Origin of the sequence: Candidatus Bealeia paramacronuclearis (genome assembly GCF_035607555.1) — a bacterium.
Taxonomy (GTDB): domain Bacteria; phylum Pseudomonadota; class Alphaproteobacteria; order UBA9655; family UBA9655; genus Bealeia; species Bealeia paramacronuclearis.
Map to the genome: position 1 here is coordinate 34,964 of NZ_JAVHWZ010000002.1, position 26,463 is coordinate 61,426.

Below are 26,463 nucleotides of genomic sequence, written 5' to 3' on the forward strand. Positions count from 1 at the left end.
TCATCGGATTGATATGGGAGTGATTTTGCCGTAGGATGCATAATTAGAAAAAAAATAATTATAGGTGGACACGACCCATGCGGAAAATAGGACTGGCACTTCTTTTAACATTGGGATGTGTAGGAAAAAGTTATGGTACGTGTGTGATCAATCAATCAGGATCCAGTCAGTCTATTTCTTACGCAATCACGTGGGATCCCAGTTGTGGACTTTTAAACGTTCCTAAAACATCGGTAGAGTACATGGACCAAAGTCATATAGCGATTCCTCTTATAACTGCGGCAAAAGAAAATCATTGCAATGGAAAAATTTCTATTGAGGGAAATACTTCGTCATTGGATTTTACAACCTGTCATATAAAAAGTACTTACCAAGAAATATCTAATTATACGTTTTATATTGTGGATGCCGGATGTGAAATTGTTGAATCAGATGAGTGCAATAGTGGATCATACTCCAAAAATCCGCCCCCTTCACGTTTGAAGTGAATTCCGATAAAGTGAGGATCAGTTTAAAACAAAAACGTGAGAGTCCTTTTTGATCTTAGGAATTGGAAGTGATTTGGTAGATGTAAACCGCATCAAAACCGCGTATGAGCGTTTTGGGGAAAGATTTCTCGACAAAATTTTTACTCCACGTGAACGTGAGTATGCCTTTAATCAACCGCGTCCAGAGAGGGCTTTTGCGAAACGTTTTGCCGCCAAAGAAGCCCTTGTGAAAGCTTTAGGATCTGGATTTCGAGGTGGACTTTCCTGGCAGGAAATGGAAGTTGTCAATGATGTTTTGGGCAAACCCAGCTTTGCGCTTTCAGGAAGGACGCTTCAAGCTCTACAGGAAAAAACACCTTATGGTCACCAATCACAAATTGACCTTTCCCTTTCCGACGATTATCCCTATGCTTTAGCATTTATTGTCATTTCAGCAAATCCCACTGGGGAAGGATAAAACATAATGAAAAAAGATAAAAATGAAGGTGCCGTGGTCTGGGAAAATGTCCGAGCCCTTTTCTACGCGGTTGTTTTAGCAGTTGTCATTAGAACATTTGCTTTTGAGCCGTTTCACATTCCCTCTGGTTCGATGATTCCCACGCTTTTGATCGGAGATTATTTGTTTGTGAAAAAATGGGCCTATGGATTCAGCCGATTTTCTTTTCCCTTTGGTTGGTACATTCCTTACTTTCAAGGTCGGATTTTAGATCATAACAAGCCGGAACTCGGCGATATTGTGATTTTCCGTGCCCCTTCTGAGGACAATCAAGATTTCGTCAAGCGCCTGATTGGAAAGCCTGGTGATCATGTTCAAATGAAAGAAGGCGTACTTTTCATCAATGATAAAGAAGCCACCCTTGAACTTGTGGGCGAATATTCCACGGTTGGGGATGATGACGATACACTTCAAGCCGGAGAATTTACAGAAACACTTCCCAATGGAATCAAACACAAAATCATCAAACAAATTGAATTTGGATATGCATCTCATGACAATACCCCTGTATTCGTAGTGCCTGAAGGCCATTATTTTATGATGGGCGACAATCGCGACGGATCAGACGATTCCCGAGGTCAGCGTAAAATTGGATTCATTCCTTATGATCATATTATTGGGACCCCAGCCTTTCTCTTCTTCTCAACAGGCGGACATATCGCCATTTGGGAATTTTGGAAGTGGCTTACGGCAGCTCATTACTCTCGCATCTTTAAGGTGCCCCATTGACCATTACGTTAAGTGCGCTTGAAGAATGGCTTTTGTCTCAAGATTTGCATCTTGAAAATCCAGAAGCTCTTCTTCAAGCTTTTATTCATCCCAGTACGCGTACCAAAGGCAATGCTGATTACGAACGCTTGGAATTTTTGGGCGATCGTGTTTTGGGAATTATTATTGCACACAAACTTTACCTGGCGTTTCCTCGAGAAAAAGAAGGCGCTCTTGCTCAACGCTTTGCAAGTCTTGTAAATCGGGAAACTTTGGCTGAGATTGCAGAAGCTTCAGGGATTGCAGCTTTTATGGAGAATGTCATTCAAGAAACCACTCCTTCTCAAAGGCGGCGCGACACTATCCTTTCCGATACGTGTGAGGCGATTTTGGGGGGACTTTATTTAGAAGGCGGGCTTACTCTTTCTGAACGTTTCATTGAAAAATACTGGACCCCAATTCTTCATCAATCCAAAACCGCACCCAAGGATCCCAAATCCACATTGCAAGAGCTTCTTCAAAAACAAGGTAAGATGCCGGAGTATTCGGTTTTGGAATCAACGGGACCTGCCCATGCTCCCTCATTTACAATTCAAATTAGTGTTCCCGAAGGTCCCTCCCTTCAAATTCAATCCACCTCTAAGCGCGAGGGCGAACGTCTCGCTGCGCAAGAAATGTTAAAGGTATTATATAATGTCAAATCTTGAAACCTGTTGCGGATTTGTGGCCATTTTGGGGGCTCCCAATGCTGGAAAATCCACGCTCGTGAATCAATTGGTCGGAACCAAAGTCTCGATTGTTTCCCCCAAAGTGCAAACCACACGCAATCGCGTTATGGGCGTTCTTTTAAAAGACGAAGCCCAGATGATTTTAGTTGACACCCCCGGTATTTTTGTCAAACCCAAACGTCGCCTTGAGCGCTCCATGGTTCATGATGCATGGAGATCTCTAGAAGACGCAGATGCCTTGGTTGTGCTTATTGATGCTTCAAAACCTTCATATGATGATGTTGATCATATTTTCGAGCAACTGAAGGACTCAAAACGTCCACTCTTTTTGGCGCTCAATAAAGTGGATATTGCTGAAAATGAACAGCTCCTCAAATTGGCAGCGCGCTATACAACGCCGCACGTCAAACAGACGTTTATGATCTCGGCGCTTAAAGGCTCAGGCGTGAAAGATCTTGAAAAAACACTGGCGGAACTCATGCCCTTAGGACCGTGGCTTTTTCCTGAAGATCAACTCTCCAACATTAGCGAGCGCCTTTTGGCAACTGAAATTACTCGGGAGAAAATCTTCCATAAACTCCACGATGAACTTCCCTATGCGATTTTTGTGGATACCGAGCAATGGGAAGAATTTCGTGATGGAAGTGTGAAAATTAACCAGCTCATTTATGTGGACCGGGAAAGTCAAAAATCCATTGTCTTGGGCAAAGACGGACGAAAAATCAAGGCCATTGGGGCTGAAGCCCGCAAAGAACTCATCGAAATTCTGGAGAGACCCGTGCATCTTTTTCTCCATGTCCGTGTGAAAGAAAATTGGATGGAAGATCCACGATTCTATCGCAACTTTGGTCTTGAGTTTAAGGTGTGAATAGGAAAATTAATGAAAGTGTTCATTTCTAGGCTAAGAAAAAAGATCCTGATAAGCGGAGTCACTTGGCTTATCCCTAAGGCTCCTATTAGGATGACAAACCTATTTTCCTCTCTCTGGCGAAGGGCTTAAAAAGTGGAATGGCGGGACGAGGCTATTGTTCTTTATACCCGTCCCATGGGGGAACGTTCCCATCTTGTGAGTCTTTTGACACGAGAGCGGGGCAAGGAAAATGGTGCCGTTCGTGCTTCTAAAAAAGATGTCTCCCTTCTTGAAATAGGAACCCAAGTGAATGCCCGCTGGAAAGCCCGCCTTGAAACGCAATTGGGATATCTGACCCTTGAGATGATTCATCCCACATCCGTACTTCTTTTAGATGATGCTTTGGGATTGAGATTGCTTCAATGTGCCTCCGTTTTGACGTATATGAGCATTCCGCAGGGGCATGCTTACCCAGCCCTGTATGAGGTATTTTTCAGATTCTTGCGAGGATTGAGTTGCACTTCCCCCAATCGTCATTCTGAGCTTGTTTCAGGATCTCACAAAAAGATGCTGAAACAAGTCCAGCATAACAAAGCTGAGCACTCCGCCCTCTCTCAACTCCAAGCCTTTGTCCATTTCGAAATGTACCTTCTCCAAGAGCTGGGTTTTGGATTGGACCTCAAAAAATGTGCAGTGACGGGATCCACAGAGGACCTTGTGGCTGTCTCTCCGAAAACCGGACGTGCGGTTTCAAGCGGGCCAGCAAAACCTTATCAATCTCGACTTTTGCCCCTTCCGACCTTTTTGACGTCGGTAAATGACGATTTTCCCCCGATTTCTGAGATTTTAAAAGCTCTGGACTTGACGGGGTACTTCCTAGAGCGGTATCTCTTAAGTAGCTTAAGCTTAGAAATGCCGAAGATCCGCGGAGAGCTCAAAAGGTTCGTCCACAGGTTCGGCCCCAAATTTGAAGAGACATACTGCGCCTCATGACTGAGACTGGACATAAAATTCGTGACGTAGCCCTCGTGGAGGCATTGGGAGACAGATATCTCTCCTATGCGCTTTCTACGATTATGCAGCGCTCCCTCCCGGATGTGCGGGACGGGTTAAAACCCGTGCATCGACGTGTTCTTTATGCCATGCGCGAACTTCGTTTGAATCCCTCTTCTGGATATAAAAAATGCGCCCGCGTTGTGGGTGACGTTGTGGGTAAATTCCATCCCCATGGAGAATCCTCCATTTATGATGCGCTTGTTCGTCTCGCGCAAGATTTTGCTGTAAGATACCCCCTTGTTGATGGACAGGGAAACTTTGGCAATATCGATGGTGATAGTGCCGCTGCCATGCGATATACAGAAGCGCGTTTGACCGCCTTTGCTGAAGCTTTGATGGAAGGCATTGACGAAGACGCTATTGATTTTCGGGCAACCTATGATGGGGAAAATCACGAACCCCTCGTAATGCCCAGCGCTATACCTAATATTTTGGCTAATGGATCTGCAGGGATTGCCGTTGGCATGGCCACAAGTATTCCCCCTCACAATCTTCATGAATTGTGTGATGGACTTTTGCTCCTTTTAAAAAAGCCAGAAGCCAGCATTGAAGAGCTCGTTGAATTAATTCCAGGGCCTGATTTCCCCACAGGGGGATCTCTCGTTGAGCCCAAAGAAAATATTCTTGAGGCCTATAAAACCGGTCGCGGCAGTTTTCGTATTCGCGCCAAATGGGAAGAAGAAAAACTAGAATTCGGGCAATATCAAATTGTCATTACGGAAATTCCTTACCAAGTTCAAAAAGCCAAATTGGTGGAAAAAATTGCAGATCTCCTTTTCGATAAAAAATTGCCCCTTATTGGAAATATCCGCGATGAATCTTCAGATGTGATGCGCTTAATTATCGAACCCAAAACCCGCACTGTGGATCCCATGATTTTGATGGAGTCCCTTTATAAAACAACGGATTTGGATGCACGGTTTTCCCTCAATATGAACGTTTTGAATGGCCAGGGTGTTCCCAGTGTAATGAACTTAAAAGAAGTCTTGGTCGCCTTCATCGCACACCGTTTTGTGGTTTTGCAAAGACGCACCGAATATCGCCTTCAGAAAATTAATCATCGCCTGGAGATGCTCTCTGGATTTTTGATTGCGTATCTTAATATCGATGAAGTGATCCGCATCATTCGTGAGGAAGACGAACCAGCCCCCACCATGATGGCAAAATGGGGACTTTCTGAAATTCAAGCAGAAGCCATTTTGAATATGCGTCTGCGTGCTTTACGGAAACTTGAAGAATTTGAAATTCGCAAAGAGTATGATGCCTTGTCTCAAGAAAAGGGAGATCTCGAGGCTCTTCTTCAAGATCCTGCGCGTCAGAAGAAAAAACTTGCTGATGAATTCAAAACTCAGCAAAAAATTTTTGGTTTTGGAACTTCACTGGGTGCTCGGCGCACCCAATTGTCAGAGCCACCACTTGATATTGCTGTTCCTATTGAAGCCGTAATTGAGCGCGAATCGGTGACAGTAGTCTGTTCTAAACTAGGCTGGCTCCGTGTCTTAAAAGGCCACAACGAGGATCCTGATCTTAAATACAAAGACGGAGATGAAGCTGGATATATTTTGAAGGCCGAAACCACAGATAAACTTTTGGTTTTTTCTTCCAGTGGACGTTTTTATACGATTGGCATCGATAAACTTCCTGGGGGGCGCGGTCATGGAGAGCCTTTGCGTCTCATGATCGATATGGCCTCCGATGATGAGGTCGTGAGCCTTTTCATTTATTCTCCCGGAACACAGCCCCGGAAGCTTCTCCTCGCGTCTACTGAGGGACGTGGGTTTATCACGGCAGAAGACAGCGTGATTGCTCAAACCAGGAGCGGCAAGCAAATTCTCAATGTGGCCGATAAAGAAAAAGCCCTTTTGTGCCTTCCTGTCACAGGAAATGCCTTGGCGGTGGTTGGTCAAAACCGCAAGCTTCTCATTTTCAAAACAGAAGAAATTCCAGAAATGACCCGCGGTCGAGGCGTTATTCTTCAGCGTTATAGAGACGGCGGCATTTCCGATGCGCGCTTTATCACACTGGAAGAAGGCCTCTCCTGGAAATCCGGAGAACGCACCCGGCTTGAGGCCAATCTTACGCCTTGGTCCGGAAAACGAGCCAGTGCCGGAAAATTAGCGCCCGTCGGCTTTCCAAGAAACAATAAGTTTTAAAAAATTTCATTTTTGCTGTACTCTCTTCAATAAAATTTAGGGAGATTCATCATGTCTTTAAAAACTCTATATGCGCTGTCATTTTCTGCATCGGTATTAAGTAATACCCTTTTTGCAAATGATCCTTGTTGTAACGTTGATAATGCACCAAACGTCACCTGTGGATGGGTAAATAAAAAGATTTATTGCGCGCATGTGGAGGGAGCTTATTATGTTTATATTTTAAAAAACAACTGTGACATAGTTGGAGTAACAGGAACACCTGATACGCAAGATTTATGTTTAACTATTGACCCAAATGCAAATTTTTGCCAGCCTCCCTGCCAAGGAGAAGGCAAGTTTTTACCTGATCACGAGAGAAATCAAATTCAAAAACACAACTTATAATTTTCTGACTGGGTCAATGCTGGATGAATTTTAGTATCTTTTTTAAATCTAAAAAATGTAAATCAGAAATTATACAATTTTTATTAAAAAAACAAAAAACTTTAAAAGCAAGAGGTGAATAAAATGAGATTTTATAATTTATTGTTTGCAATTGTTTTTCTTTTGACATGTGAATTAAGTGCTAGAAAACCTGAATTGAAAACTGGAAAATCGTTTACGGAGTGTTCAGACTGCTTGGACAGTTTAGTTGGATTTTGCGGACAATGTTCAAATCCAAATACAGTGCTGTACAATCTTAATAATATGGGGACTTTTTGTGATCCTTGTAAGGGTATCAGTCACGCGGATCTTCCAGGTTGCCTTACGAGTTGTCAAGAAATCTTAAATGATGCCCAACAAGACCTGAACAATTGCTTTACGAGTTGTCAGCAAACTATAACGCAATGCCAAAGCGCCTGTTTATCTACGTCTGAGCGGCAAAGATACACTTTCAAAAATCAACATCATTCCAATAAGAAAAAATAAGATGTGAGTTTACGAGTTAATACCCCATGGGGCTTGCCCCCTGGAGTGTTCATCATAAATTTGGATTGCAAATTGTGGGATTTATGTTGTTTTTACATCAAAAGAGGATTGCCGATGGCGTTTTTAGTGGTGATGATGCTTCCTGTATTGTGAGTGTGAGCTTTCAAAAGATCTTTTTGGTCTTTTTCAAGTGGCCCTCTTTTTTTCAATTCTTAGCTGCTGGCTTAAGCTTCTTAAAAGAGGGCTCTCATTAACGGTTTTTGATCTCGTAAAAACTCGTATTTTCAGATGCTACCTAGTTGGACATTGAAGGTTTATAGTGGAATTCGGATTTGCAATCCATTTTCCATCTTGATTGACAAGGTCAACAGAATAGGCTTTGGGACAGGCATGGTTTGACTGCGAGCCAGGAAAAACCATTTGCACAATGGAAGAAATGGAATGTCCTATCTGTTGATATTCGTCTTGGAATTTTTCATTGTCAAATTCAAAGGAAACTCCAGCGGGATAGCCTTCTTCGTCCATGGTATATTTTATGTTTTTAACAAACCCATCTGCCTGGGCTTTTTCTAAGCTTAGTTCTTCGCCGATACCTGTTGGTTGGACCATAAGTATAAAATAATCTGTAGGTTTTGATTTTAAGCTTCCGCATCCGCATAATTTAGGTTGTGTACTTTTAATAGAAATATTAATGGGCTGCCATGTATCTTCAACGACGCTTTTTGCTGCAATACACTTTGCATCTGAAAACCCAAAAATTGCTCCAGCAAGGATAAATGTGGATATGTAATTTTTTTTCATGATCTTTTCTCCTTTATTATTTTTTTCTTGTTGTAATATCGTAATCACAAATAAGTTAAAATTATATTAACAAGGAGCTTTTTTCAAAGCGCCTCAACTTTATAAAAAAATTGGAAGCCTTCGTGTTTTTTGGTCTTTTCAACAACACCTTGTTTTCCAAGCAATTGGGGAAAAGCGCTTGCCTTCTTGTGTTCTGCTGATTATGCTGAGAAAAATTTTCCGAGTCGACCTTGATCTCGGGAGCTGTGTTTTATTTTGGTAGTGAGAAATCAAATTGATTTCTACCATCCCAACAAAGTAGGAGAGATGCGCGATGTCAACTGCTGTAGGAACTTTATCCCCGGCTTCATCCGTTTTTACAGAAGATAAATCCACCTTAAGACGTGTGATTCTTTCATGCATGATTGGAAATGCTCTGGAGTGGTACGACTTTGCGCTCTATGGTTATTTTGCAACCATCATTGGACAGCTTTTTTTCCCATCAGCGTCAGTATTTGCCTCTTTAATGGCCACCTTTGGCGTATTTGCCGCAGGATTTATTATGCGGCCTTTGGGTGGGATTATCTTTGGTCACATTGGCGATAAAATTGGCCGTAAAGATGCACTTTTGTGGTCGATTTATTTGATGGCGCTTCCCACTGCCTTAATTGGACTTTTGCCCACATATGAACAAATTGGATGGATGGCACCTGTGCTTTTGACAGTGATTCGTTTGTCTCAGGGCCTTTCCATGGGCGGAGAATTCACAGGATCTATGGTCTTTGTCGTTGAGCACGCACCTGATCATAAACGCGGCCTTTTTGGAAGCTGGGTTGTCTTTAGTCTTGTGATTGGAATTCTTGTGGGTTCTAGCGTTGCTACCGCCACTTGCTATCTTTTGAACGAGGAACAACTCCATTCTTGGGGCTGGCGTGTACCTTTCCTCCTCAGCGTTTTGGGGGGGCTTGTGGGATCTTATATGCGTAATGCTGTGGATGAGCCTGAGCAATTTAAAGCGGCTAAAAAACAGCATAAAACCGAAGCTACACCTTTAAAACAGGTCTTTCAGCATCATCTCAAAGGCATTGGACTGGTCATGATGATTGACCTGACCGTTGCCATTGGTTTTTATATTATTGTGACGTTTATTCCTAATTATATGTCTGCGCTTTTAGGATGGGAAAAAAGTGAATCGCTTTTAATTACGACAGTGAGTATGATTGCGATGGGGGCTGTAATTCCTTTTTGTGGTTTCTTTTCGGATAAATTTGGCAGGAAACCCGTTTTGATGGCAGGCGCTTTGATGTTTATTTTTGGCGCTTATCCGCTTTTTGAAACTTTAGAAATGTCAGGCCTCATGCATGCACTTTTTGCTCAAATTGGATTGGCTATGATTATGGGGACCTACTTTGCACCCATTCCGGCCACTCTCATGGAGCTCTTCCCCACAGAAGTCCGTTATTCAGCACTTTCCATTGCCCACAGTTTGGCGATGGCTATTTTTGGAGGAAGTGCACCTCTTGTGGCAACGTGGCTTATTCATGTGACAGATAATTATTCTGCGCCCGCGCTTTATTTAGCATTGGCCGCTTTCATTTCCCTAATATTCGTTTGGAAAATGCCAGAGCATGCTCGGGATCATTTGGAATAGGAAATTTTTTCTATTCCTGTGATCCTAAATGCGGAGGGATGGGAAAATACAAGTAAAACGTAGAGCCTTGGCCAAGCTGAGATCGGACCCAAATTTTTCCTTCATAGGTCTCCATAATCCGGTGGCATGCAGCAAGGCCAATTCCTGAGCCTTCTGAAATAAATGCATTTTCTGCACGTTCCCCAAATGAAAAGATAGTCTTAAGTTGAGGTTGGGGAATACCAATACCATTGTCTGAAATAGCATAAAGAACGCCTGATTTTATTTTTCTTGAACGAATATAAACTTGGGGCCGCTCATTTTTATTGTATTTAATAGTATTCTCAATGAGATTCTTCAAAATCGTAATGAGATCGCTTTGATGAAGATAGAGAAAATTTAAGGTTCCTGTTTTGATAATTAAATTGCGATTGATAACCGTTAAAAAGAGAGGCTTTATGGTATTTTCAATAACATTCCGGACACAAACTATTTTTTGTTGATGTGGATCCAAAATACTTGATTTAGTTATACGTGCGATGGAATCAATGAGATCTTTCATACGATAAATACTTTGATAAATAGAATTTAAAAACTTTTTACAATTATCATCCTGATTTTTTAGATAATCCTTCTCAATAAGCTGAAGGTGTGCATTTATCACACGAAGGGGTAAACTTAAATCATGATAGGCAATATGTGTTAATTCTTCAAAATTTTTATAAGAAAGAAAAAGTTCTTGATTTTTTTGATTCAAAATTTCTTTTTGATTTTGAATTTCTTTGTAAGCATTAAATAATTTTGTGTCATCAATTGTAACGCCTGCAATCTGATTAGGAAATCCTTTGTCATCAAAAAGTAAAAAACGGTAGGTTGTGGCGTGGTGCCAATTTCCATCGGGCTTTTTGAACCTGAAACCAACTTCTTCGAACTGATCAGATGGCTGATATGAGGGCTTAAGCGCTAATTTTTCTCGGTCATCAGGATGTAAGCAATTATAAAAGAGGGAGTGATCTTTAAAAAATGCTTCTTTTGAAAAGCCATAAAGTTTATGAAAATTATCACTGACATAAAGCATTTCAAGTGAGGGAAGTGCTTTGAGCCACAAAACGGCATGTGTGTTTTCTAATATTTTTTCAAGGTAGGCTTGAGTAGGAATTTTGTCATCGATCCTATTGTTAATTTGAACGTGTGCCTCAATCAAACAAGAGAAAACATTTTTTTTGTCTTTTAAAGACGAGATTTTTGCTGAGAAATTTTGGGTAGCTTTTTGAATTGAAATTTCAAAGGATATCCTTTCCTGAGATTGAAGAGACTGAATCCCAGACATAAAGTCACTTTCAAAGTCAGGATCAGCAGTAAAAAAATCAGAAAACTTTGTATTCACAAGATCGGATGGAGAGATTCCAAATTGGTCAAAAAAATTTGGATTGGCGTAAAGAATTGAACCCTTTTGATCGAGCAGCACCATCACAATTTTGCTAATTCTCAAACACTCAGCCTTATAAAGGGTTTCAAGCTCTTCTGGAGAGTGAAATTCGCTCTGTAAAGAATCAACCATTTTAAGGGAATTCATTTTTATTCTCATGAAAACGCAGGAAATCCTTTTCCCTTATATTTTATTCCGAATTTAAATCAATATTAAAATAAAATTAAAAATAAATTAAAATTCTCGCTCCACAATTTTCTTTTTAATTTCACCAATTGCTTTGGCGGGATTGAGGCCTTTGGGGCATGTTTTTGTGCAATTCATAATGGTATGGCAACGATAGAGTTTGAAGGAATCATTGAGTTCATCCAAACGCTCGCCTGTGGCTTCATCACGGCTATCGGCAATCCATCTATAAGATTGCAAAAGGCTGGCTGGGCCCAAATAACGATCTCCATTCCACCAATAACTCGGGCAGCTCGTTGTGCAACAATAGCACAAAATGCATTCCCAAAGTCCGTCCAACTTTGCCCGATCTTCTTTGCTTTGAAGACGCTCCTGAGTCGGGGAGGGGGGTGTTTGGCTCTTGAGCCACGGCTGGGTCGAGGCATGTTGTGCATACGCCAATGTAAGGTCTGGTACGAGGTCCTTCATCACCGGCATATGGGGCAAGGGATAAATTTTAATTTCCTTCCCGCAATCGTCAATGTGCTTTAGGCATGCAAGCGTATTTGTACCATCAATATTCATCGCACACGATCCACACACACCCTCACGACAGGATCTGCGGAAGGTGAGCGTGGAGTCGATCTCGTCTTTAACCTTGATTAAAATATCAAGAACCATGGGACCGCATTTTGCAAGGTCAATTTCGTAAGTATCAACGCGTGGATTCGCATTAGAATCCGGATCGTACCTATAAATATGAACAAGCTTTGGATTTTTCGCAGGTTCTTTTGATTTATGAACTTTACCCTTTTCGATCCGAGAATCTTTGGGAAGTCGGAACTCAACCATTTTGGAGTCTCCTTAATAAACGCGCTTTTGAGGAGGAACGACCTCCACATCAGAGGTGAGTGTGTACATGTGAACGGGGCGATAGCTGAAGTTAACATTAGTCTTATCTTGGTGAGATACGGTATGTTTCATCCAATTTTGATCATCGCGATTTGGGTAATCTTCACGAGCATGGGCGCCGCGGCTTTCTTTCCGATTTAAGGCTGAATGAATGGTGACATGGGCTTGAGGGGCCAAATTTTGAAGTTCTAAAGCCTCAATCAAATCCGAATTCCAAATCAAAGAGCGATCGGAAATTTGAATATCATTAAGATCTCCCAAAATGTCTTCGACAAGTTGGGTTCCCTTGGAAAGGAGATCTTCTGTTCTAAAGACAGCACAATGTTTTTGCATAGTCTTTTGCAGATTTAATCGGATTTCAGAGGTTCTTTTACTGCCATTAGCAAAACGAAGTTTGTCGAATCGTGCAAGGGATTCCTTGCCAATATCTGAGTGAAATGGCTTTGCCTCACGTCTCCGGTCCACCACTTCTGCGGCTCTGAGTGCGGCCGCCCTTCCAAAAACCACAAGATCAAGAAGAGAGTTGGTCCCCAATCGATTGGCGCCATGAACGGAAACGCAGGCCGCTTCCCCAATGGCCATAAGGCCAGGGACTACATGTTCTGGATCTTCTTTTGTGGGAGAGATGACTTCGGCATGGAAGTTTGTGGGAATGCCCCCCATATTATAGTGAACTGTTGGAAGAACGGGAATGGGATCTTTTGTGACATCCACGCCCGCAAAAATTTTGGCGGTTTCGCTAATTCCAGGAAGGCGTTCGTGAAGAACAGCGGGATCCAAATGCTCAAGATGAAGATAGATGTGATCTTTTTCAGCTCCCACACCGCGGCCTTCATTAATTTCAATGGTCATGGCGCGACTCACAACATCGCGGGAAGCCAAATCTTTTGCTACAGGCGCATAGCGTTCCATAAAGCGTTCCCCTTCCGAATTGGTGAGGTATCCACCTTCACCACGGGCGCCTTCGGTGATCAAGCAGCCAGATCCATAAATGCCAGTAGGGTGGAATTGGATGAATTCCATATCTTGAAGAGGAATTCCTGCACGCAAGACCATGGCATTGCCGTCTCCGGTGCAGATGTGGGCAGAGGTGCAAGAAAAGTAAGCGCGACCGTACCCACCTGTGGCTAAAACTACCATTTTGGCGGAGAATCTGTGGATTGTACCATCGGTTAAATTCCAGGCAATAACGCCGCGGCAAACGCCGTCTTCCATGATGAGATCAAGGGCAAAGTACTCGATGAAAAACTCAGCTTGATGCTTGAGGCATTGCTGATAAAGCGTATGCAAAATGGCGTGTCCTGTGCGGTCTGCTGCGGCACACGCGCGTTTGGCCATAGATTTTCCAAAATCAATGGTGTGGCCACCAAAAGGGCGTTGATAAATTGTTCCCTCATCCGTTCGAGAAAAAGGGACTCCCATATGCTCCAGTTCGATCACAGCAGGGATGGCATTTCGGCACATATATTCAATTGCGTCTTGATCCCCAAGCCAATCCGATCCTTTGATGGTGTCGTACATATGGAATTTCCAATTATCACCATCCTGCATATTATTAAGAGCTGCTCCCACACCGCCTTGGGCCGCAACAGTATGGCTTCGGGTCGGAAAGACTTTGGTGATGCATGCCGTTTTTAAATTCTCTGCGGCCATGCCCAAAGTTCCGCGAAGACCTGCGCCTCCGGCGCCCACAACAACAACATCGTAGGCATGATCAATGATTTTATATTCGCCCTGCATGGTGACTCACTTTACTTTGTCATAATGGAAATCATAGAGATGAGAGCCATAAGCCCCCCGAAGAAGCTTAAAAATTGGAAAAAGATGATGAGAAATATTTTCAATTTCTCATGATGGACATAATCTTCAATAATGACTTGCATGCCTAAAAATCCGTGATAGAGCATTAAAATAATAAGAGCTGACAATGCAGAAACAGCCCAAATGGAATGAAATTTTAAAATAAGATGTTCATAAGGGGCAGCCCAAAACACAATAACCACGATTGCAAACCACAGCATGAGGGGGGCGAGGAGGGCTGCGGTGACGCGTTGAGCCCACCAATGATGTACACCGGACTTTGAGGATCCCAATCCTTGGGCTTGTTTGAGTTTTGATTCAAGTGTCGTCATGACCAAATTTTCCCCCACACAAATCCAAGGGCCCAAGAAAAGACAGAAAAAGAAATGGCGCAAATAATAACTATTTTTCCAGAATTTTCTGCTGTTTTCAAATCATACCCATGACCCAAATCCCAAGCTAAATGACGGATACCATTGGCGAGATGATAAAACAACGAAAAGCTCCAGCCCATTAAAAAAAGATATCCAATAGGGCTTTTGAGCCAACTTTTTGCGCATGCATAACTTTCAGGTCCCGAGGACAATAAGGTGAGCCACAGCACGAAAAGAAGGGTCCCAAAATAAAGAACAACGCCTGTTCCTCGATGCAAAATGGAGAGTATGGAGGTCATTTGAGGCTTATAAATTTGTAAATGAGGCGAAAGCGGCATGTCTCGTTTTTCAGGTTGCGAGGTCATCTCTGTTTTCTCAAGAGTTGTTTTTATATGAGAATTGTATTTAACGCGAAGGTGGCCTTTTCGTCAATGCGTGGAAAAAAAATTGTAGGAGTTCATACCATTTCCGTAAAATAGTTAACAAAATGAAAGACCGTACGTTGTCATCCCCGCGGAGGCGTGGATGAAGGGTCACCTCATGAAAAACAAAAAATTTCTACAATTTACTACTTTCGTCATCTTCGTAATGAATCAGCCAGTCAATTTGTCAAATATGAATTAAATTTCAATGGCTTTTTACGGGTAGGCAAATGAAAAACTTGATTTTTGAGGGAAAATAAGGGATAAGTAAATGTAAGTCGGCCCTATGAGGTTAAGGCGTGACGTTATCTCAAGTCTTGTCCTCATAAAATTTCAAATAAGGCGAAAAGGATATAAAGACACAAAATCATGTGGAATGCGCCCTTGCAACGATTGGATCAGAGGCAAATCCCGAGCTTTCTTCAAAAGACGTATGGAGCAGATTTGGAATCTGTAAAACTCATTAGTAATGGGATCAACCTTGTTTTTCGCTTTGAAAAAGAAGGGCGAGGATATTATCTCAAACTCACCCATGAGGCATTAAGGCCCCAAACGGCTCTTCAAGAGGCAATTTTATTTCATCAGTTTCTTTTTGAAAACACTCTTCCCGTTCCTGAAATTGTGTTCTCGCAAAATGGCAAGACAATCGAAGTTTTAAGTCAAAATGAGGATGTCTTTTTGGCCCATGTTATGAAAGAAGTTTTGGGAGAAAGTATTGCACCCCTCGATAAAATTGGGAATTTAACGCCTGAGGTCCTTAAAAATTGGGGACGGACTTTGGCACAGTTTCATAAAATTGCTCAGGGGTATGCGAAGGCTCCTATGTTTAAACGTGGGAACGATATCTTTGAGGAATTCGATGGGTATGTATCACAAGAAAATTCAGCCCTTCAGCATGAGTACAATGATGTAAAAAACAAAATCCTAGCGCTTCCGAGGACGCCATTTAATTTTGGTGTGATCCACGGAGATCACCGACCGGGCAATGTTTTGATTCAAGGCGGGCGTATTTTCCTCATTGATTTTGATGAGCCCTTAAACGCCTGCCTTATGAAAGATATTGCGCGCCCTTTTTTCGACCTCTATGTGGAAAATGATCTGCGTCTTTTTGAAAAATCTAAACCATTTTTCGAAGGCTATATTGAGGTACTTCCTCAGATGCTTTTAAATTTTGAGGATTTTTTGCTTTTCTTACGCCTTAAAGCTCTCGATATTTATCTTTGGACGATCAATAACTGGCACAGTGATATAGCCCCCGGCGGCGGTAATGTAAGGGAATGGATGTCGAGAATTCGAAATTCCATTGAATCAGAGGCAAGTAATTCAAAGTGTTATCGTTTCTTAGCTCCCACAGGCCAGATTGTGCAATATGATCCTGTCATTGTGTAGTTCCCTCTACTCTCGTTATTCTTCGATGCAGATGCGGCACACGCTGCATCACCTTCGTCTTGCGTGAGCGCGGAATCTGATTGTTTACAATTGAGTAAGCCTGCTTTATGGCAAAACATCTTGTCCTTTGAAATGCCGTAGTCATCAGGATCAATGGTCCATCCATCAAGGTTCTTAGTGTTTTCGCATTCTAAAACTTTATAACAAGCAAACAAGGGGTTTGATGTAGAATAGAAAACCAGAGCCACAAGAGTTTTTCTTAAAAGCTTTTTATTCATTTTTTATTGATACTTTCGCGGTTAATTATTCGAAGACAATTAAGTAAAGATAGAAAAGAAAGAGTCTAGGTGTTTTTTCAAGACCTCAGGATCGGAGAGGTGGTAAAGAAGAAGCAAGGAAAGGCCTTTCCAGTGATTTTGCTTCTTTGCCAACCCATTTTAAGACAGCGACATTGCTGACCTTAAGAAGTTTTCCAACCCTCCCAAAGTTCGCGTTTCCCAATGTATACAAAAAGATTGCCAGCGCTTTCATGCCCTCTGGCTTTCCGCGCTTGGGCGTATTTGTGAAATTGTAACCACATGATTTACAGCGATAACGCTGGATGTCTCCAACCATTTCATTCTTAACACATTGAATTGAATTACATTTCTTGCATTCCATGACCAGTCTCCTTTTGAACAAGTCACCTTATCACGCTATCTATTTTTGGTTAAGTGTCTCAAAAAAAGCTTATTACACAAAGGAGTTGTTTTTAAAAGCTCACATTGAAATCCACCTTTATAAGCCTGTCCCGTTCATAAAAGTTGTCATAGGAAAGAGAATACTTCAGATGAAGGCCTGCTATGCCAGAACACGGCGTGCCATATCAAAAAGTTCAATCCATTTTCTAAGTAAACAGCGTGGACTCACCTGAGGTTGAGCCCTCAATTATCTCTCTTATGTATCCTTCTCCCCTTATTTTCAAAGAGGAGCGGTTACAACAATTACTGATTTGGATGGAACATCATAATGATCATTATGAATGGTTTCTCCATCATAACAATCGACTCTTATTGTATTAGGATTAGGTTCCAAAGTCCAAGGCGTTGGGCATTCTTTAGCAGGAAGGTAAAAATTATGACTCGTGTTAGCTTCTACATCAGCCTCTACATAAACACAGGGTTGGTTGGGACCATAAGTCGGGGCATGAGTAGTATCAATTATTTGGCAGAATATCGAGACGTCAGTATCATTTTTAACTTGTGCTGTCCAAAGATAGTCTTGAGGAGAAGGTGTTTTACCACCTAAAGATGCAGCAGGTGCAGCCTTTGCTGTCCCTTCCAAAAAAACTAGAAAGCTGAAAGCCACTACAGCTAATCTTTTCTTACGGCTTATTAAAAAAAGCTTATTCATTTTGCCTCCTTGGAAATGAAAGAAAAGTAAAAATCACAAAGGAGCTGTTTTTAAAAGCTCGCCCTGAAATCCAGTTTTCGCCAGAATAGCACAAAATAGGGTAGAAAAAAATGAAAATATGGTGTTTTTACGGGTTCATATAAAATGAGACTGATCTGACCTTAATCAAATCGATAGGGTTTCAGCCTTTCTTGTCAAGGTGCGTTTTACTTTTATCTGAACTCGGACACTGCTTTTGATGGCAACCCTTAGCGGATAACTTAGCTGGAAAATTCCCCATCTACCCCATTATTCTGCCGATAAACCAATTCTTCAGGGTGGACTATTTATTCGGACATAATCTTTTTTAGAAAATGTTATCCAGAAACACCCTGCTCGGCATAGGCGAAGGTTTCGGGTGTGTGCGTTTCTTTCTTTCCCAAAAGTTGATAGACGGCGAAGAAGATGACCGAAACGGCCATGGGATATAAGGCGGGCGCATAAAGACTGAGATGCAGGGATTCGATGAGATAGGTCAGAATCATTGGCGTTGTCCCTCCAAAAATGGCCATGCCGAGGCAGAAATTGACTGAGATTCCACGATAGCGCGCTTCTGGCGGGAAAAGCTTTTGAAGGAAAATATGACCAGATCCTGCAATGCCTGCAGCCAATCCCCCTAAAAGCGCTTGCCCTAAAATAATGGAATAAATGTCCTGGCTTTGAAGCAGATAATAAACGGGTACAATTGTGACAAAAACCGCAATGGAGAGAATTCTCATGCCCATTTGGTGTCCTTGAACGTCCAAAAGATAGCCTGCAGCAGGAGAGAGAATCATAAAGATAAAAAGACCTGCGAGATTCAATTGCATAGCCAATACCATGTCCCATCCGAGATATTTTGACATATACATATTCAAAAACCCTAAGAGAGAGTAGGTGAGAGAGCCGTTAAAAGCCCCTAAGAAAAAGGCAATGGTGGAGCTGCGTCCATGGGTTTGATAAATTTCAACGAGTGTCAGTTTTTTGGCTTGTGGTCTTTTCTGGAGATTTTCAAATTCAGGCGTTTCATTCATATAGCGCCGAATAAAAAATCCAAGGGCACTGATGAGAGCTCCTGCGATAAAGGGAATTCGCCACATCCACTCATCGCCAAAAGAGGTCACAAGATATCCCGCAAAAGTCGCCATAAGGGCTCCAATGACCACGGAGGAGGTGATGAGCCCTCCGGCTGCGCCAGGCTGGACATTTCCAATATGCTCAAGGGCAAAAATGGCTGCGCCATTATATTCACCCCCGGTGCAAAGGCCTTGGCAAAGTCGGCAGAGAATTAACGTGAGAGGCGCTATAATCCCGAGAGTTTCATAGCTGGGTAAAAGTCCAATGATGAGTGTAGGAGCGCCTGACAAAAGAATCGTCCAGCTGAGGGCATATTTGCGTCCGAATTTATCTCCCAAATATCCAAAGAAAAGTCCGCCAATTGGGCGCATCATGAACCCGGCAGCAAATGCGCCCCAACTCGCGAGAAGGGAGATTGTCGCGCTTTCAGAAGGAAAGAATAATTTCCCAATGGAAACTGCAAAAATTCCATAAAGCGTAAAATCGTAAAACTCGAGGGCGTTTCCCTTCATTGCAGGAATAATAATTCGGCTAAATTTTTTCAAAGTTGGCGCTCCCTTTTAATTTTTTCTACAGTTTAACTAAATTTTAAGAATTTTACAAAACCCATTTTTAAGCATTTTTAAACATTTAATAGTGGCATTTTTGTATCATGAAAAGTTAATGATAAAAATGCGTTTGAAAGCTGAATTGCGGTGTTTCCAAAAAGTCTTTACATTCTTAAAAAAATAAATAGGTGAGGATGATATGACCTTCAATTTCAGACATAAAAACTATACCCCCCTTTTTGCGATGGCTTTGGGAGCGTTCACTTCCAGCCTTTCGGCATCTCCCTCAATGAGTGCTCCTCAACTCACCATTTCCGGTCAGTCCACGTTTAATGCGTGGTGGTTTGAAAACAAACAGCAAAAGTATCGCAATGACAGTGATTTTGGGCAAGGTTTTGCATTGGGACAAATATTTGGTCCTGGACAAGGGTTGCCTTTAGATAATTCACAAATGCGTGGTTATGGTCGTGGATATCTTTTCACGATGGACGACAGTCGCTTGAAATTTGATGTCAGTGGAAAAACAGATCCAGGAATGGATTACGGTTTTGCCGTTCTTGTGAATACAAGCACAGAGCAAACATCTTATGATAAAACTATCAAAGAAAGCTATATCTGGGCTGGTGGTTCATGGGGTCGCCTCACATTCGGTAACACCGATGGCGTTGAAGACATCATGGCTTTCGGTGGATTTGATCCATTGGGCGGTACAGGCGGTTTTGACGGTAACTTCGACCGTGTTGTGAACTTTGTGACAGGTACGGTCACTTCTATTGACCTCGTTGGTGACACAGGAAAATCCACAAAAGTCATGTATCAAACACCACGCTACTATGGCTTCCAAGGTGGTATCAGCTTTACACCACAAACAGGTCACCAAGGCGAAGCTAAGATCAACAGCTCACGTGATTATGGCAAAAAAGGGGAGCTCAATGCTTTCGACCGTCGTAGCATCGCTGGTGGTTTGAACTTCCTCAACAAGTGGAATAATGGCTTTGAACTGGGTCTTTCTGGAACAGCTATTTTCGCAAAAACTCAACCTGAGTATACGGGTGATAATTGGACATTGGTCGATACTGATGGACAAATTGTTGCCACTAACATAGGTAATAATAGTGGAGAGCGTAAGAACACAGCTTCTTTTGCGCTGGGTACGATGATGCGATATGCCGGATTCGAGCTGGGGTTTGAATTTGGAAATAATAGCAGGTCTGGTCAAATTAAAGATTTACAAGTAGAAACTGGAGGGCCAAAAACCAATTCTGGTTGGTTTATCGATACAGGTTTAGCCTACAGCTGGGGCCCTACAAAATTCAGTATTGGCTATATGTATACAAAACGTAAAGCCATGGGATTGCGTGGAACATTTGCCAACGGAAATTTGGAATTTTTCAAAGCCAAAAACCGTACCAATATTCTCTCGACCTCAATCGATCATAAATTGGCCCCGGGTGTGGGTGTATACTTTGAATATGCTCACTATGACATGAAGAACGAAGGCTTTAATGTTGATGCGATGTTACACAACAGTTTGAACCTTGCTCCGGCGGCTACTCCAGGTGTGGTCGTTTCCGCAACAGGTGGCTCCTTTACAGGTCCCGTGGGTCCAAAGCAAAAGTCTGATGCTTTTGTCTTGGGTACAAAGGTTAAATTCTGATTCTTTTCAAGGATGAAACTAATCGTCAGAGTTCCGTATCGTTAATTGGTGTTTGTGAAAACGCAAATAAAAATTGACTTTTTGACCATTCTTTGGTAATTAAGCTCATCTTAATAAAGGAGTTGATATGCCTGAAGTTCTGATCAACGGTCCTGTCGGACGCATTGAAGCCCGTTATCACCATAATAATAACCACAAGGCGCCTATTGCCATTGTTCTCCATCCTCATCCTGAGCATGGTGGGACGATGAACAATAAAGTGTCCTATGCCTTATTTCGTGCATTTGCAGATAAGGGGTTTCGTGTGCTGCGTTTTAATTTCCGTGGCGTGGGTCGGTCTGAAGGCAAATTTGATCATGGTGAGGGTGAGCTCAGTGACGCGGCCGCGTGCCTCGATTGGCTTCAATCTCAAAATCCTGAGCCACAGCAATGCTGGGTTGCAGGGTTCTCCTTTGGAGCTTGGATTTGTATGCAGCTTTTAATGCGCCGCCCTGAACTTGATGGATTTATTTCTGTAGCCCCGCCTGCCAATCATTATGATTTTAGTTTCTTAGCGCCTTGCCCTGTTTCTGGAATGCTTTTGCAAGGGACTGAAGACGATATCGTGCCTAAAGATTCTGTGGCAAAGCTTGCACAAAAACTTTCGGCACAACGGGGGCTTCATATTGATTATCGTTTGGTACCTGGTGCCGATCACTTCTTTGCAGGAAAACTCGATATCCTCACAAATCATGTGAATGATTATCTTGACGCCGCTTTTAATCCCATGCCTTTGGTTGCGAATGGGTGAGACTCTAAGAGTCTTCTTTTTGAGTGTCGTTTGAATTTAAAAAATAGAACAAGTGAGATTTTCATGACAACGCTTTTTGATTCCCTCTCAATGGGGCCATATATTCTTCCAAATCGTATTATTATGGCGCCTATGACCAGGGGACGTTCGGATGTAGGAGCTTTGCCCAATGAGCTTATGGCTGAGTATTATGCTAGCCGTGCAGATGCTGGATTATTAATCACTGAAGCTACTGCTATTCATCCTTTGGGTTATGGTTGGTTGGGCGCGCCGGGTATTTGGAATGAGGATCAAACAAAAAAGTGGAAACTTGTGACAGATGCGGTTCATGAGAAAGGTGGAAAAATTTTTCTCCAACACGAGTTACGCAGTTTGCAGGAGAAGAGAGAAGAGATAAGGTGAGAGGGAATATTTATTAAATGAGAAGAAATGATGTCTCGACACAAATGCACAAAATCACTTTATCGTTCATTTTTACAAGCCAGCAGTGTGCGCTATTCAGGGTTGGCACTTTCGGAGGTGTCACCGATTCCATTGTCGCATGACAGCGTCAATCGATGGTTGAGTTCTAGTGCATTGCGTCCGAGCGGAGTGTGGAATCTTACTCAATCTCTTATTAACAAGAAAGAACCTTGTTTTTTAGTATGTGACGATACAATTTTGGATAAAAATCGGAGCGAGAAGATAGAGCTTGTGCATTATCAGTATTCTGGGAATGCCCATGATGTTATTGCGGGGATAGGTCTTGTCAATTTGGTATGGCATGGCCTGAGGAGTCATGACTCTATTCCTGTTGATTATCGTATTTATGATAAAGCCAGCGATGGCAAAAGCAAGAATGACCATTTCAGGGAAATGTTAAAGCTGGCTCAAGACAGAGGGATAAATCCGGATGACGTGGTTGCAGACGCTTGGTACTCGAGCTTGAATAATCTGAAGGCCATTGAATCCATAGGCTGGACATGGGTGATGGGGTTGAAGAAAAACAGGAAAGTGAATCGTGGAGAAACTCTTGAAAAGCTGGACATTCCAGATGAAGGACTGAAAGTTCACTTACGCGGATATGGATGGATTACTGTTTTCCGGTTTGTTGCCAAAAACGGTCGCACGGATTATATCGGAACCAATAGGGATAATCCCTCTCGTGATCATATTGAACTGGTCATGAAATCGCGTTGGAAAATCGAAGTTTATCATCGGGAATTAAAGCAAACATGCGGTCTTGAACGCTGTCAGTCTCGCACGGGACGAGCCCAAAGAAATCATATATTTCTTGCCATTTCGGCTTGGATTCAAAGATTTAAAAGACGACTTGCTGGAGGCTTCTCTTTTTATCAGCAGCAGTGGGATGTTATTAAGCATGATATCTCTAGAGAAATAACAAAACTCATGTCTTTCGCTTAGATTCCCACCCTTTTGCTGCAAACTGCGTAACTCGTGTCCAACTTTGGCATATGGGGCGAGTTTCTCATCCAGATTTTCTTAATGGTGAATTGCCTGTGGGCCCCTCTGCGATTGCAGCTGAGGGGGAAACTCATACACCTCAAGGTAAAAAAAATTATGTCACACCCCGGGCTCTGACAATTCCAGAAATCCATAAAATTATAGAACACTATGCTGAGGCTTCTGAAAGAGCCATTACGGCAGGTTTTGATGGTGTGGAAATTCATGGGGCCAACGGTTATCTCATTGATCAATTTATTCGAGATGGTTCCAACCTGCGTCAAGATGACTATGGTGGTACGCTTGAGAATCGCTTGCGTTTCCTTTGTGAAGTTACAAAAGCTGTTTGCGATAAAATTGGATCTGATCGTGTCGGCGTTCGCCTCTCTCCTACATCTCATTACAATAGTATGAATGATAGTGATCCTGTTGGGACTTTCGTGCGCGCTGCAGAACTATTGAATGACTTAAATATTTGCTATTTACATACGCTTGAAGCCCTGCCAGGTCATATGTTGGCCACAGAAGGCTCCCGGGTGACGCCTCATATTCGTAAGGTTTTCAAGAACGTCCTTATCACAAATGGAGGTTATAATCTGGAAACTGGAAATAAAGCGATTAATGAAGGGGAGGGGGATGCTATTGCGTTTGGGGTACCTTTCCTCGCAAATTCTGATTTAATTTATCGATTTAAGCATAATGCACCCCTCAATGCACCAGATTTCGCAACTCTTTATACGTCAGGAATCGAAGGATATACGGACTATCCCATTATTGGAATTTGATCACTTTTTGGTGCAAAATATTTTTTTACGCCAGGAGTTCTCCATAAGAAATATTCTCAATGCTTTGAAGAATGCCTTGCCTAACGACTGGAATCATGGGGTCTGGGAGGTTTTCAGAATCAAACCATCCCATATCAGTATGCTTTTGAGGTTCAATATTATAAGGAATTTCATTTACGAGGAGATTGTGGACAAAGAAAAGGCTTAAATCTTGCCATCGTTTGGAAGGATCTTCCCAGGAAATAGCATCGAGATAAACCGCCGTTGAAAATTGAGGCGTTTTTACAGTGATTCCTACTTCCTCATGAGCTTCTCGAATGATAGCTTGAAGTGGGGTTTCGTCCCCCTCGATTTTACCCGTAGGACAATGCCAATGACCGCCATAAATGTGTGCATTAAGGTTGCGCTTTAAAAGAAGGATCTGGTTCTCCTTCCTTAAAATCAAATGAGGACAAATAATCATAAAAGTGTTTTAAATGTTGGTTTCGATTCCTTCAAGAGGTTAGTTTGTCAAAATATCTGTTTTTTTTTGAGGACTTCAAAAACGCAAGGGAAGGAGGATTATATTTCCCTACTTCAAAGGAGTTTTCTCACAACCACAGGTTTCCAGTTTTTTCTCAAGGGCGTCTACACGTGCTTTGAGAGCGTCAACATCAATCTCCACGGCATCGGCTTTACTGGGTTCTGCAAAGTCTGGGGTGGGGATAGATGGTGGAGGCTGAATACCGTTGGAGGGTGCTTGAATATAAAGCGTCTCCGTTTTATCTTCCGCCCTTAAGGAAGGGGCAGCTAAAAGCAGCCCCATCATGACAATGCTTGAGAAAATCGTCTTCATGGCTGTCTCCTTATGAGGCTGAATGGGGGTCAACCCAGCCAATATTTCCATCGGCTCTTTTATAAACCAAATTCATTTTTCCATGAGATCCGTTAAGGAACAAAAGTGCCGGAGAATTGGAGAGGTCCATATGCATGACGGCTTCTCCCACAGACAAAGTGGGGATATCCGTGTTCATTTCAGCAATAATCACAGGCGCTTCAAGTTCTTGCGATTCAGAGCTGCTATCCAATACATATTGTTGTGCGGACGTTTTTACATATTCCACATCGCGCTTTTTGTGGTGATCTGTAATGCGTTTTTTGTATTTGCGAAGTTGTTTTTCAAGTGTTTCAAGGGCTGCATCCACGCTCACATAAGGATCGTCCGCTTCTGAATGGGTGCGTACATTAATACCTTTTCCCAGATGAAGATCAAAATCTGTGATAATGCGATACCCATCTTTTGTCACGATCACCGAGCAATCAATTGGCTCAAGGGCATATTTGTTGACGATTTCATCAATCTTTGAGGATGTGTGATCACGCAAAGACTCACCAATATCAAGTTTTTTACCAGTCATAATAAATTTCATTTGAAGCACCCTTTAGTTTAATGTTTTTCCCTACTTTCAGGATAATCCTCCAATGGTTAACAGTCAAATAAAAGGGAGAAATATTTTTAGAGGATAATCTCAAAGATTTTATCGGACGCAGTTTCTCCCTTGATTAGCCTGATTTTTGAAGCACTCACTTGAAAATGTTTTGCTAAAGTTTTCATGACGGCCGTATTGGCTTTTCCTTTTTCAGGAACCGTTGTGACTTTGACTTTGTAATGGTGAGGTTCATCGAGTTCTAAAATTTCATTAGTGCGTGCGCCTGCAATAACACGAACCTTAATGCGCATGAAAGACCTCAGTAAAGGCGATTTGAAGCGCGTGATCGACCTCTTTGAAAGATGCTGTGATTCCCAGGTCCTCAAGGGAAGTCAAGCCATACTGAGGCAATCCGCAAGGAATAATATGGTTGTAATGAGAAAGATCTGGATTCACATTCAAAGAAATCCCATGCAGGGTTACCCATTTTTTGACTCTCACACCAATAGCTGCAATTTTTTTCTCCTGACCATTTATATCTACCCAAATTCCCACGCGCCCTTCAGCACGAAACCCAGTCACGCCAAGGTGGAGCAAAGCCTGGATAATCCATCCCTCAAGATTGCGGACATAAGACCGCAGATCAGCCCCGCGATTTTTAAGATCAAGCATCACATAAGCGATGCGCTGTCCGGGGCCGTGATAGGTGACTTGACCTCCGCGCCCTGAGTGAAAGGCAGGAAATGGTGCATTTTCCAAAACGTCCTCATCTTTGCCGCTGGTGCCTAGGGTGTAAAGGGAAGGATGTTCACAAAGCCAAATTAATTCAGGGGCCTGATCTTGAAAAATGGCCAAAGCCCGTGATTCCATGGTCGCCAAAGCGTTAGGATAATCGATGAGGCCTTCCTCAATTTTCCATTCCGGTAGGGGAGGACAAAAATCTTTACTTTCACCTCTTGCAAAAGGAGGACATTCCATGTTAACACGCCCCTACATTCTTCGTTTCTATCAGTTGAAGGGTGTAGCATTCTTTCAATCCTTATAAAAGAATG

At 42.4% G+C, this 26,463-nt stretch carries 27 protein-coding genes and 2 pseudogenes; 15 read left to right on the plus strand and 14 right to left on the minus strand.

Annotated features, from left to right (window positions below; all coding sequences use genetic code 11):
• The first annotated feature begins 77 nt into the window (after nucleotides 1-77).
• The 8 genes from Bealeia2_RS04900 (at nucleotide 78) to Bealeia2_RS04935 (ending at nucleotide 6,866) form a co-directional block, all read left to right on the plus strand.
• Entirely contained in the window at nucleotides 78-488 is a 411-nt protein-coding gene (locus Bealeia2_RS04900) for a hypothetical protein (RefSeq protein WP_331256006.1), read from the plus strand.
• Between the two features lie 49 nt (nucleotides 489-537).
• The gene (gene acpS, locus Bealeia2_RS04905; RefSeq protein ID WP_331256007.1) at nucleotides 538-945 is read left to right on the plus strand and encodes a holo-ACP synthase; all 408 of its coding nucleotides are present in this window, start codon (nucleotides 538-540) and stop codon (nucleotides 943-945) included.
• Between the two features lie 6 nt (nucleotides 946-951).
• Nucleotides 952-1,713 carry a signal peptidase I gene (gene lepB, locus Bealeia2_RS04910; RefSeq protein WP_331256008.1) on the plus strand — a complete coding sequence of 254 codons (762 nt, stop codon included), beginning with the start codon at nucleotides 952-954 and terminating at the stop codon, nucleotides 1,711-1,713.
• On the plus strand, nucleotides 1,710-2,399 hold the full coding sequence (rnc, locus tag Bealeia2_RS04915; protein ID WP_331256009.1) for a ribonuclease III: 690 nt from the start codon (nucleotides 1,710-1,712) through the stop codon (nucleotides 2,397-2,399). The genes lepB and rnc overlap by 4 nt, the downstream gene beginning before the upstream one ends.
• The gene (gene era / locus Bealeia2_RS04920) at nucleotides 2,386-3,288 is read left to right on the plus strand and encodes a GTPase Era (protein WP_331256010.1); all 903 of its coding nucleotides are present in this window, start codon (nucleotides 2,386-2,388) and stop codon (nucleotides 3,286-3,288) included. Before rnc ends, era begins: the two co-directional genes overlap by 14 nt.
• Before the next feature lie 135 nt (nucleotides 3,289-3,423).
• The gene (gene recO / locus Bealeia2_RS04925; protein ID WP_331256011.1) at nucleotides 3,424-4,263 is read left to right on the plus strand and encodes a DNA repair protein RecO; all 840 of its coding nucleotides are present in this window, start codon (nucleotides 3,424-3,426) and stop codon (nucleotides 4,261-4,263) included.
• Nucleotides 4,260-6,479, plus strand: a complete 2,220-nt coding sequence (gene parC / locus Bealeia2_RS04930; protein WP_331256012.1) for a DNA topoisomerase IV subunit A — start codon at nucleotides 4,260-4,262, stop codon at nucleotides 6,477-6,479. The genes recO and parC overlap by 4 nt, the downstream gene beginning before the upstream one ends.
• A gap of 51 nt (nucleotides 6,480-6,530) precedes the next feature.
• Nucleotides 6,531-6,866, plus strand: coding sequence for a hypothetical protein (locus Bealeia2_RS04935; RefSeq protein ID WP_331256013.1), 336 nt, complete (start codon nucleotides 6,531-6,533; stop codon nucleotides 6,864-6,866).
• Between the two features lie 816 nt (nucleotides 6,867-7,682).
• Here Bealeia2_RS04935 and Bealeia2_RS04940 read toward each other — a convergent pair.
• On the minus strand, nucleotides 7,683-8,192 hold the full coding sequence (locus tag Bealeia2_RS04940; protein WP_331256014.1) for a hypothetical protein: 510 nt from the start codon (nucleotides 8,190-8,192) through the stop codon (nucleotides 7,683-7,685).
• 313 nt (nucleotides 8,193-8,505) lie between these two features.
• Between Bealeia2_RS04940 and Bealeia2_RS04945 the strand changes: the two genes are divergently transcribed.
• Entirely contained in the window at nucleotides 8,506-9,822 is a 1,317-nt protein-coding gene (locus Bealeia2_RS04945; protein ID WP_331256015.1) for an MFS transporter, read from the plus strand.
• 10 nt (nucleotides 9,823-9,832) lie between these two features.
• Here the strand turns inward: Bealeia2_RS04945 and Bealeia2_RS04950 are convergent, their stop codons facing one another.
• From Bealeia2_RS04950 to sdhC, 5 genes are all read right to left on the minus strand, one after another.
• Complete coding sequence (locus Bealeia2_RS04950) at nucleotides 9,833-11,377, minus strand: PAS domain-containing sensor histidine kinase (RefSeq protein ID WP_331256016.1); 1,545 nt, start codon at nucleotides 11,375-11,377, stop codon at nucleotides 9,833-9,835.
• Between the two features lie 87 nt (nucleotides 11,378-11,464).
• The gene (locus Bealeia2_RS04955; RefSeq protein ID WP_331256017.1) at nucleotides 11,465-12,247 is read right to left on the minus strand and encodes a succinate dehydrogenase iron-sulfur subunit; all 783 of its coding nucleotides are present in this window, start codon (nucleotides 12,245-12,247) and stop codon (nucleotides 11,465-11,467) included.
• Between the two features lie 12 nt (nucleotides 12,248-12,259).
• Nucleotides 12,260-14,047, minus strand: coding sequence for a succinate dehydrogenase flavoprotein subunit (sdhA, locus tag Bealeia2_RS04960; protein ID WP_331256018.1), 1,788 nt, complete (start codon nucleotides 14,045-14,047; stop codon nucleotides 12,260-12,262).
• Nucleotides 14,048-14,058: 11 nt separating this feature from the next.
• A complete protein-coding gene (sdhD, locus tag Bealeia2_RS04965) occupies nucleotides 14,059-14,439 on the minus strand; it encodes a succinate dehydrogenase, hydrophobic membrane anchor protein (RefSeq protein WP_331256019.1) in 381 nt (126 codons plus the stop codon).
• Nucleotides 14,436-14,846 carry a succinate dehydrogenase, cytochrome b556 subunit gene (gene sdhC, locus Bealeia2_RS04970; protein WP_331256020.1) on the minus strand — a complete coding sequence of 137 codons (411 nt, stop codon included), beginning with the start codon at nucleotides 14,844-14,846 and terminating at the stop codon, nucleotides 14,436-14,438. Before sdhC ends, sdhD begins: the two co-directional genes overlap by 4 nt.
• A gap of 426 nt (nucleotides 14,847-15,272) precedes the next feature.
• On the opposite strand from sdhC, the gene Bealeia2_RS04975 reads away from it, so the two are divergent.
• Complete coding sequence (locus Bealeia2_RS04975) at nucleotides 15,273-16,292, plus strand: phosphotransferase enzyme family protein (protein ID WP_331256021.1); 1,020 nt, start codon at nucleotides 15,273-15,275, stop codon at nucleotides 16,290-16,292.
• Nucleotides 16,293-16,655: 363 nt separating this feature from the next.
• Here the strand turns inward: Bealeia2_RS04975 and Bealeia2_RS04980 are convergent, their stop codons facing one another.
• The 3 genes from Bealeia2_RS04980 to Bealeia2_RS04990 form a co-directional block, all read right to left on the minus strand.
• Complete coding sequence (locus Bealeia2_RS04980) at nucleotides 16,656-16,952, minus strand: IS1/IS1595 family N-terminal zinc-binding domain-containing protein (protein WP_331256022.1); 297 nt, start codon at nucleotides 16,950-16,952, stop codon at nucleotides 16,656-16,658.
• A 300-nt stretch (nucleotides 16,953-17,252) separates the two neighbouring features.
• Entirely contained in the window at nucleotides 17,253-17,684 is a 432-nt protein-coding gene (locus Bealeia2_RS04985) for a hypothetical protein (protein WP_331256023.1), read from the minus strand.
• A 356-nt stretch (nucleotides 17,685-18,040) separates the two neighbouring features.
• The gene (locus tag Bealeia2_RS04990; protein ID WP_331256024.1) at nucleotides 18,041-19,324 is read right to left on the minus strand and encodes an MFS transporter; all 1,284 of its coding nucleotides are present in this window, start codon (nucleotides 19,322-19,324) and stop codon (nucleotides 18,041-18,043) included.
• 202 nt (nucleotides 19,325-19,526) lie between these two features.
• On the opposite strand from Bealeia2_RS04990, the gene Bealeia2_RS04995 reads away from it, so the two are divergent.
• The 5 genes and pseudogenes from Bealeia2_RS04995 to Bealeia2_RS05015 all read left to right on the plus strand — a co-directional run.
• The gene (locus Bealeia2_RS04995) at nucleotides 19,527-20,984 is read left to right on the plus strand and encodes a porin (protein WP_331256025.1); all 1,458 of its coding nucleotides are present in this window, start codon (nucleotides 19,527-19,529) and stop codon (nucleotides 20,982-20,984) included.
• A gap of 127 nt (nucleotides 20,985-21,111) precedes the next feature.
• Nucleotides 21,112-21,774 (plus strand): alpha/beta hydrolase, encoded by a 663-nt coding sequence (locus Bealeia2_RS05000; RefSeq protein WP_331256026.1) that lies wholly within the window; start codon nucleotides 21,112-21,114, stop codon nucleotides 21,772-21,774.
• A 63-nt stretch (nucleotides 21,775-21,837) separates the two neighbouring features.
• Nucleotides 21,838-22,131: pseudogene (locus Bealeia2_RS05005) on the plus strand (oxidoreductase); the annotation flags it as partial.
• Nucleotides 22,132-22,206: 75 nt separating this feature from the next.
• A complete protein-coding gene (locus Bealeia2_RS05010; RefSeq protein WP_422388038.1) occupies nucleotides 22,207-23,178 on the plus strand; it encodes an IS701 family transposase in 972 nt (323 codons plus the stop codon).
• 32 nt (nucleotides 23,179-23,210) lie between these two features.
• Nucleotides 23,211-24,002: pseudogene (locus tag Bealeia2_RS05015) on the plus strand (oxidoreductase); the annotation flags it as partial.
• A 25-nt stretch (nucleotides 24,003-24,027) separates the two neighbouring features.
• Here the strand turns inward: Bealeia2_RS05015 and Bealeia2_RS05020 are convergent.
• The 5 genes from Bealeia2_RS05020 to lipB all read right to left on the minus strand — a co-directional run bounded on the left by Bealeia2_RS05020 (nucleotide 24,028) and on the right by lipB (nucleotide 26,389).
• Nucleotides 24,028-24,465 (minus strand): NUDIX domain-containing protein, encoded by a 438-nt coding sequence (locus tag Bealeia2_RS05020; RefSeq protein ID WP_331256028.1) that lies wholly within the window; start codon nucleotides 24,463-24,465, stop codon nucleotides 24,028-24,030.
• 108 nt (nucleotides 24,466-24,573) lie between these two features.
• Nucleotides 24,574-24,837: a hypothetical protein gene (locus tag Bealeia2_RS05025; RefSeq protein ID WP_331256029.1), complete on the minus strand. Its 264-nt coding sequence runs from the start codon at nucleotides 24,835-24,837 to the stop codon at nucleotides 24,574-24,576.
• A gap of 10 nt (nucleotides 24,838-24,847) precedes the next feature.
• Complete coding sequence (gene hpf, locus Bealeia2_RS05030; RefSeq protein WP_331256030.1) at nucleotides 24,848-25,411, minus strand: ribosome hibernation-promoting factor, HPF/YfiA family; 564 nt, start codon at nucleotides 25,409-25,411, stop codon at nucleotides 24,848-24,850.
• An 86-nt stretch (nucleotides 25,412-25,497) separates the two neighbouring features.
• A complete protein-coding gene (locus Bealeia2_RS05035) occupies nucleotides 25,498-25,722 on the minus strand; it encodes a DUF167 domain-containing protein (protein ID WP_331256031.1) in 225 nt (74 codons plus the stop codon).
• Entirely contained in the window at nucleotides 25,712-26,389 is a 678-nt protein-coding gene (gene lipB, locus Bealeia2_RS05040) for a lipoyl(octanoyl) transferase LipB (protein ID WP_331256032.1), read from the minus strand. The genes Bealeia2_RS05035 and lipB overlap by 11 nt, the downstream gene beginning before the upstream one ends.
• Nucleotides 26,390-26,463 lie beyond the last annotated feature (74 nt).

What these genes read in the sequence shown, in the direction of transcription:
- Bealeia2_RS04900 (WP_331256006.1), top strand. Translation starts at nt 78, where the DNA reads ATGCGGAAAATAGGACTGGCACTTCTTTTAACATTGGGATGTGTAGGA.
- lepB (WP_331256008.1), top strand. Translation starts at nt 952, where the DNA reads ATGAAAAAAGATAAAAATGAAGGTGCCGTGGTCTGGGAAAATGTCCGA.
- era (WP_331256010.1), top strand. Translation starts at nt 2,386, where the DNA reads ATGTCAAATCTTGAAACCTGTTGCGGATTTGTGGCCATTTTGGGGGCT.
- parC (WP_331256012.1), top strand. Translation starts at nt 4,260, where the DNA reads ATGACTGAGACTGGACATAAAATTCGTGACGTAGCCCTCGTGGAGGCA.
- Bealeia2_RS04935 (WP_331256013.1), top strand. Translation starts at nt 6,531, where the DNA reads ATGTCTTTAAAAACTCTATATGCGCTGTCATTTTCTGCATCGGTATTA.
- Bealeia2_RS04940 (WP_331256014.1), bottom strand. Translation starts at nt 8,192, where the DNA reads ATGAAAAAAAATTACATATCCACATTTATCCTTGCTGGAGCAATTTTT.
- Bealeia2_RS04945 (WP_331256015.1), top strand. Translation starts at nt 8,506, where the DNA reads ATGTCAACTGCTGTAGGAACTTTATCCCCGGCTTCATCCGTTTTTACA.
- Bealeia2_RS04950 (WP_331256016.1), bottom strand. Translation starts at nt 11,377, where the DNA reads ATGAATTCCCTTAAAATGGTTGATTCTTTACAGAGCGAATTTCACTCT.
- Bealeia2_RS04955 (WP_331256017.1), bottom strand. Translation starts at nt 12,247, where the DNA reads ATGGTTGAGTTCCGACTTCCCAAAGATTCTCGGATCGAAAAGGGTAAA.
- sdhA (WP_331256018.1), bottom strand. Translation starts at nt 14,047, where the DNA reads ATGCAGGGCGAATATAAAATCATTGATCATGCCTACGATGTTGTTGTT.
- sdhD (WP_331256019.1), bottom strand. Translation starts at nt 14,439, where the DNA reads ATGACGACACTTGAATCAAAACTCAAACAAGCCCAAGGATTGGGATCC.
- sdhC (WP_331256020.1), bottom strand. Translation starts at nt 14,846, where the DNA reads ATGACCTCGCAACCTGAAAAACGAGACATGCCGCTTTCGCCTCATTTA.
- Bealeia2_RS04975 (WP_331256021.1), top strand. Translation starts at nt 15,273, where the DNA reads ATGTGGAATGCGCCCTTGCAACGATTGGATCAGAGGCAAATCCCGAGC.
- Bealeia2_RS04980 (WP_331256022.1), bottom strand. Translation starts at nt 16,952, where the DNA reads ATGGAATGCAAGAAATGTAATTCAATTCAATGTGTTAAGAATGAAATG.
- Bealeia2_RS04985 (WP_331256023.1), bottom strand. Translation starts at nt 17,684, where the DNA reads ATGAATAAGCTTTTTTTAATAAGCCGTAAGAAAAGATTAGCTGTAGTG.
- Bealeia2_RS04995 (WP_331256025.1), top strand. Translation starts at nt 19,527, where the DNA reads ATGACCTTCAATTTCAGACATAAAAACTATACCCCCCTTTTTGCGATG.
- Bealeia2_RS05000 (WP_331256026.1), top strand. Translation starts at nt 21,112, where the DNA reads ATGCCTGAAGTTCTGATCAACGGTCCTGTCGGACGCATTGAAGCCCGT.
- Bealeia2_RS05010 (WP_422388038.1), top strand. Translation starts at nt 22,207, where the DNA reads ATGTCTCGACACAAATGCACAAAATCACTTTATCGTTCATTTTTACAA.
- Bealeia2_RS05020 (WP_331256028.1), bottom strand. Translation starts at nt 24,465, where the DNA reads ATGATTATTTGTCCTCATTTGATTTTAAGGAAGGAGAACCAGATCCTT.
- Bealeia2_RS05025 (WP_331256029.1), bottom strand. Translation starts at nt 24,837, where the DNA reads ATGAAGACGATTTTCTCAAGCATTGTCATGATGGGGCTGCTTTTAGCT.
- hpf (WP_331256030.1), bottom strand. Translation starts at nt 25,411, where the DNA reads ATGAAATTTATTATGACTGGTAAAAAACTTGATATTGGTGAGTCTTTG.
- Bealeia2_RS05035 (WP_331256031.1), bottom strand. Translation starts at nt 25,722, where the DNA reads ATGCGCATTAAGGTTCGTGTTATTGCAGGCGCACGCACTAATGAAATT.
- lipB (WP_331256032.1), bottom strand. Translation starts at nt 26,389, where the DNA reads ATGGAATGTCCTCCTTTTGCAAGAGGTGAAAGTAAAGATTTTTGTCCT.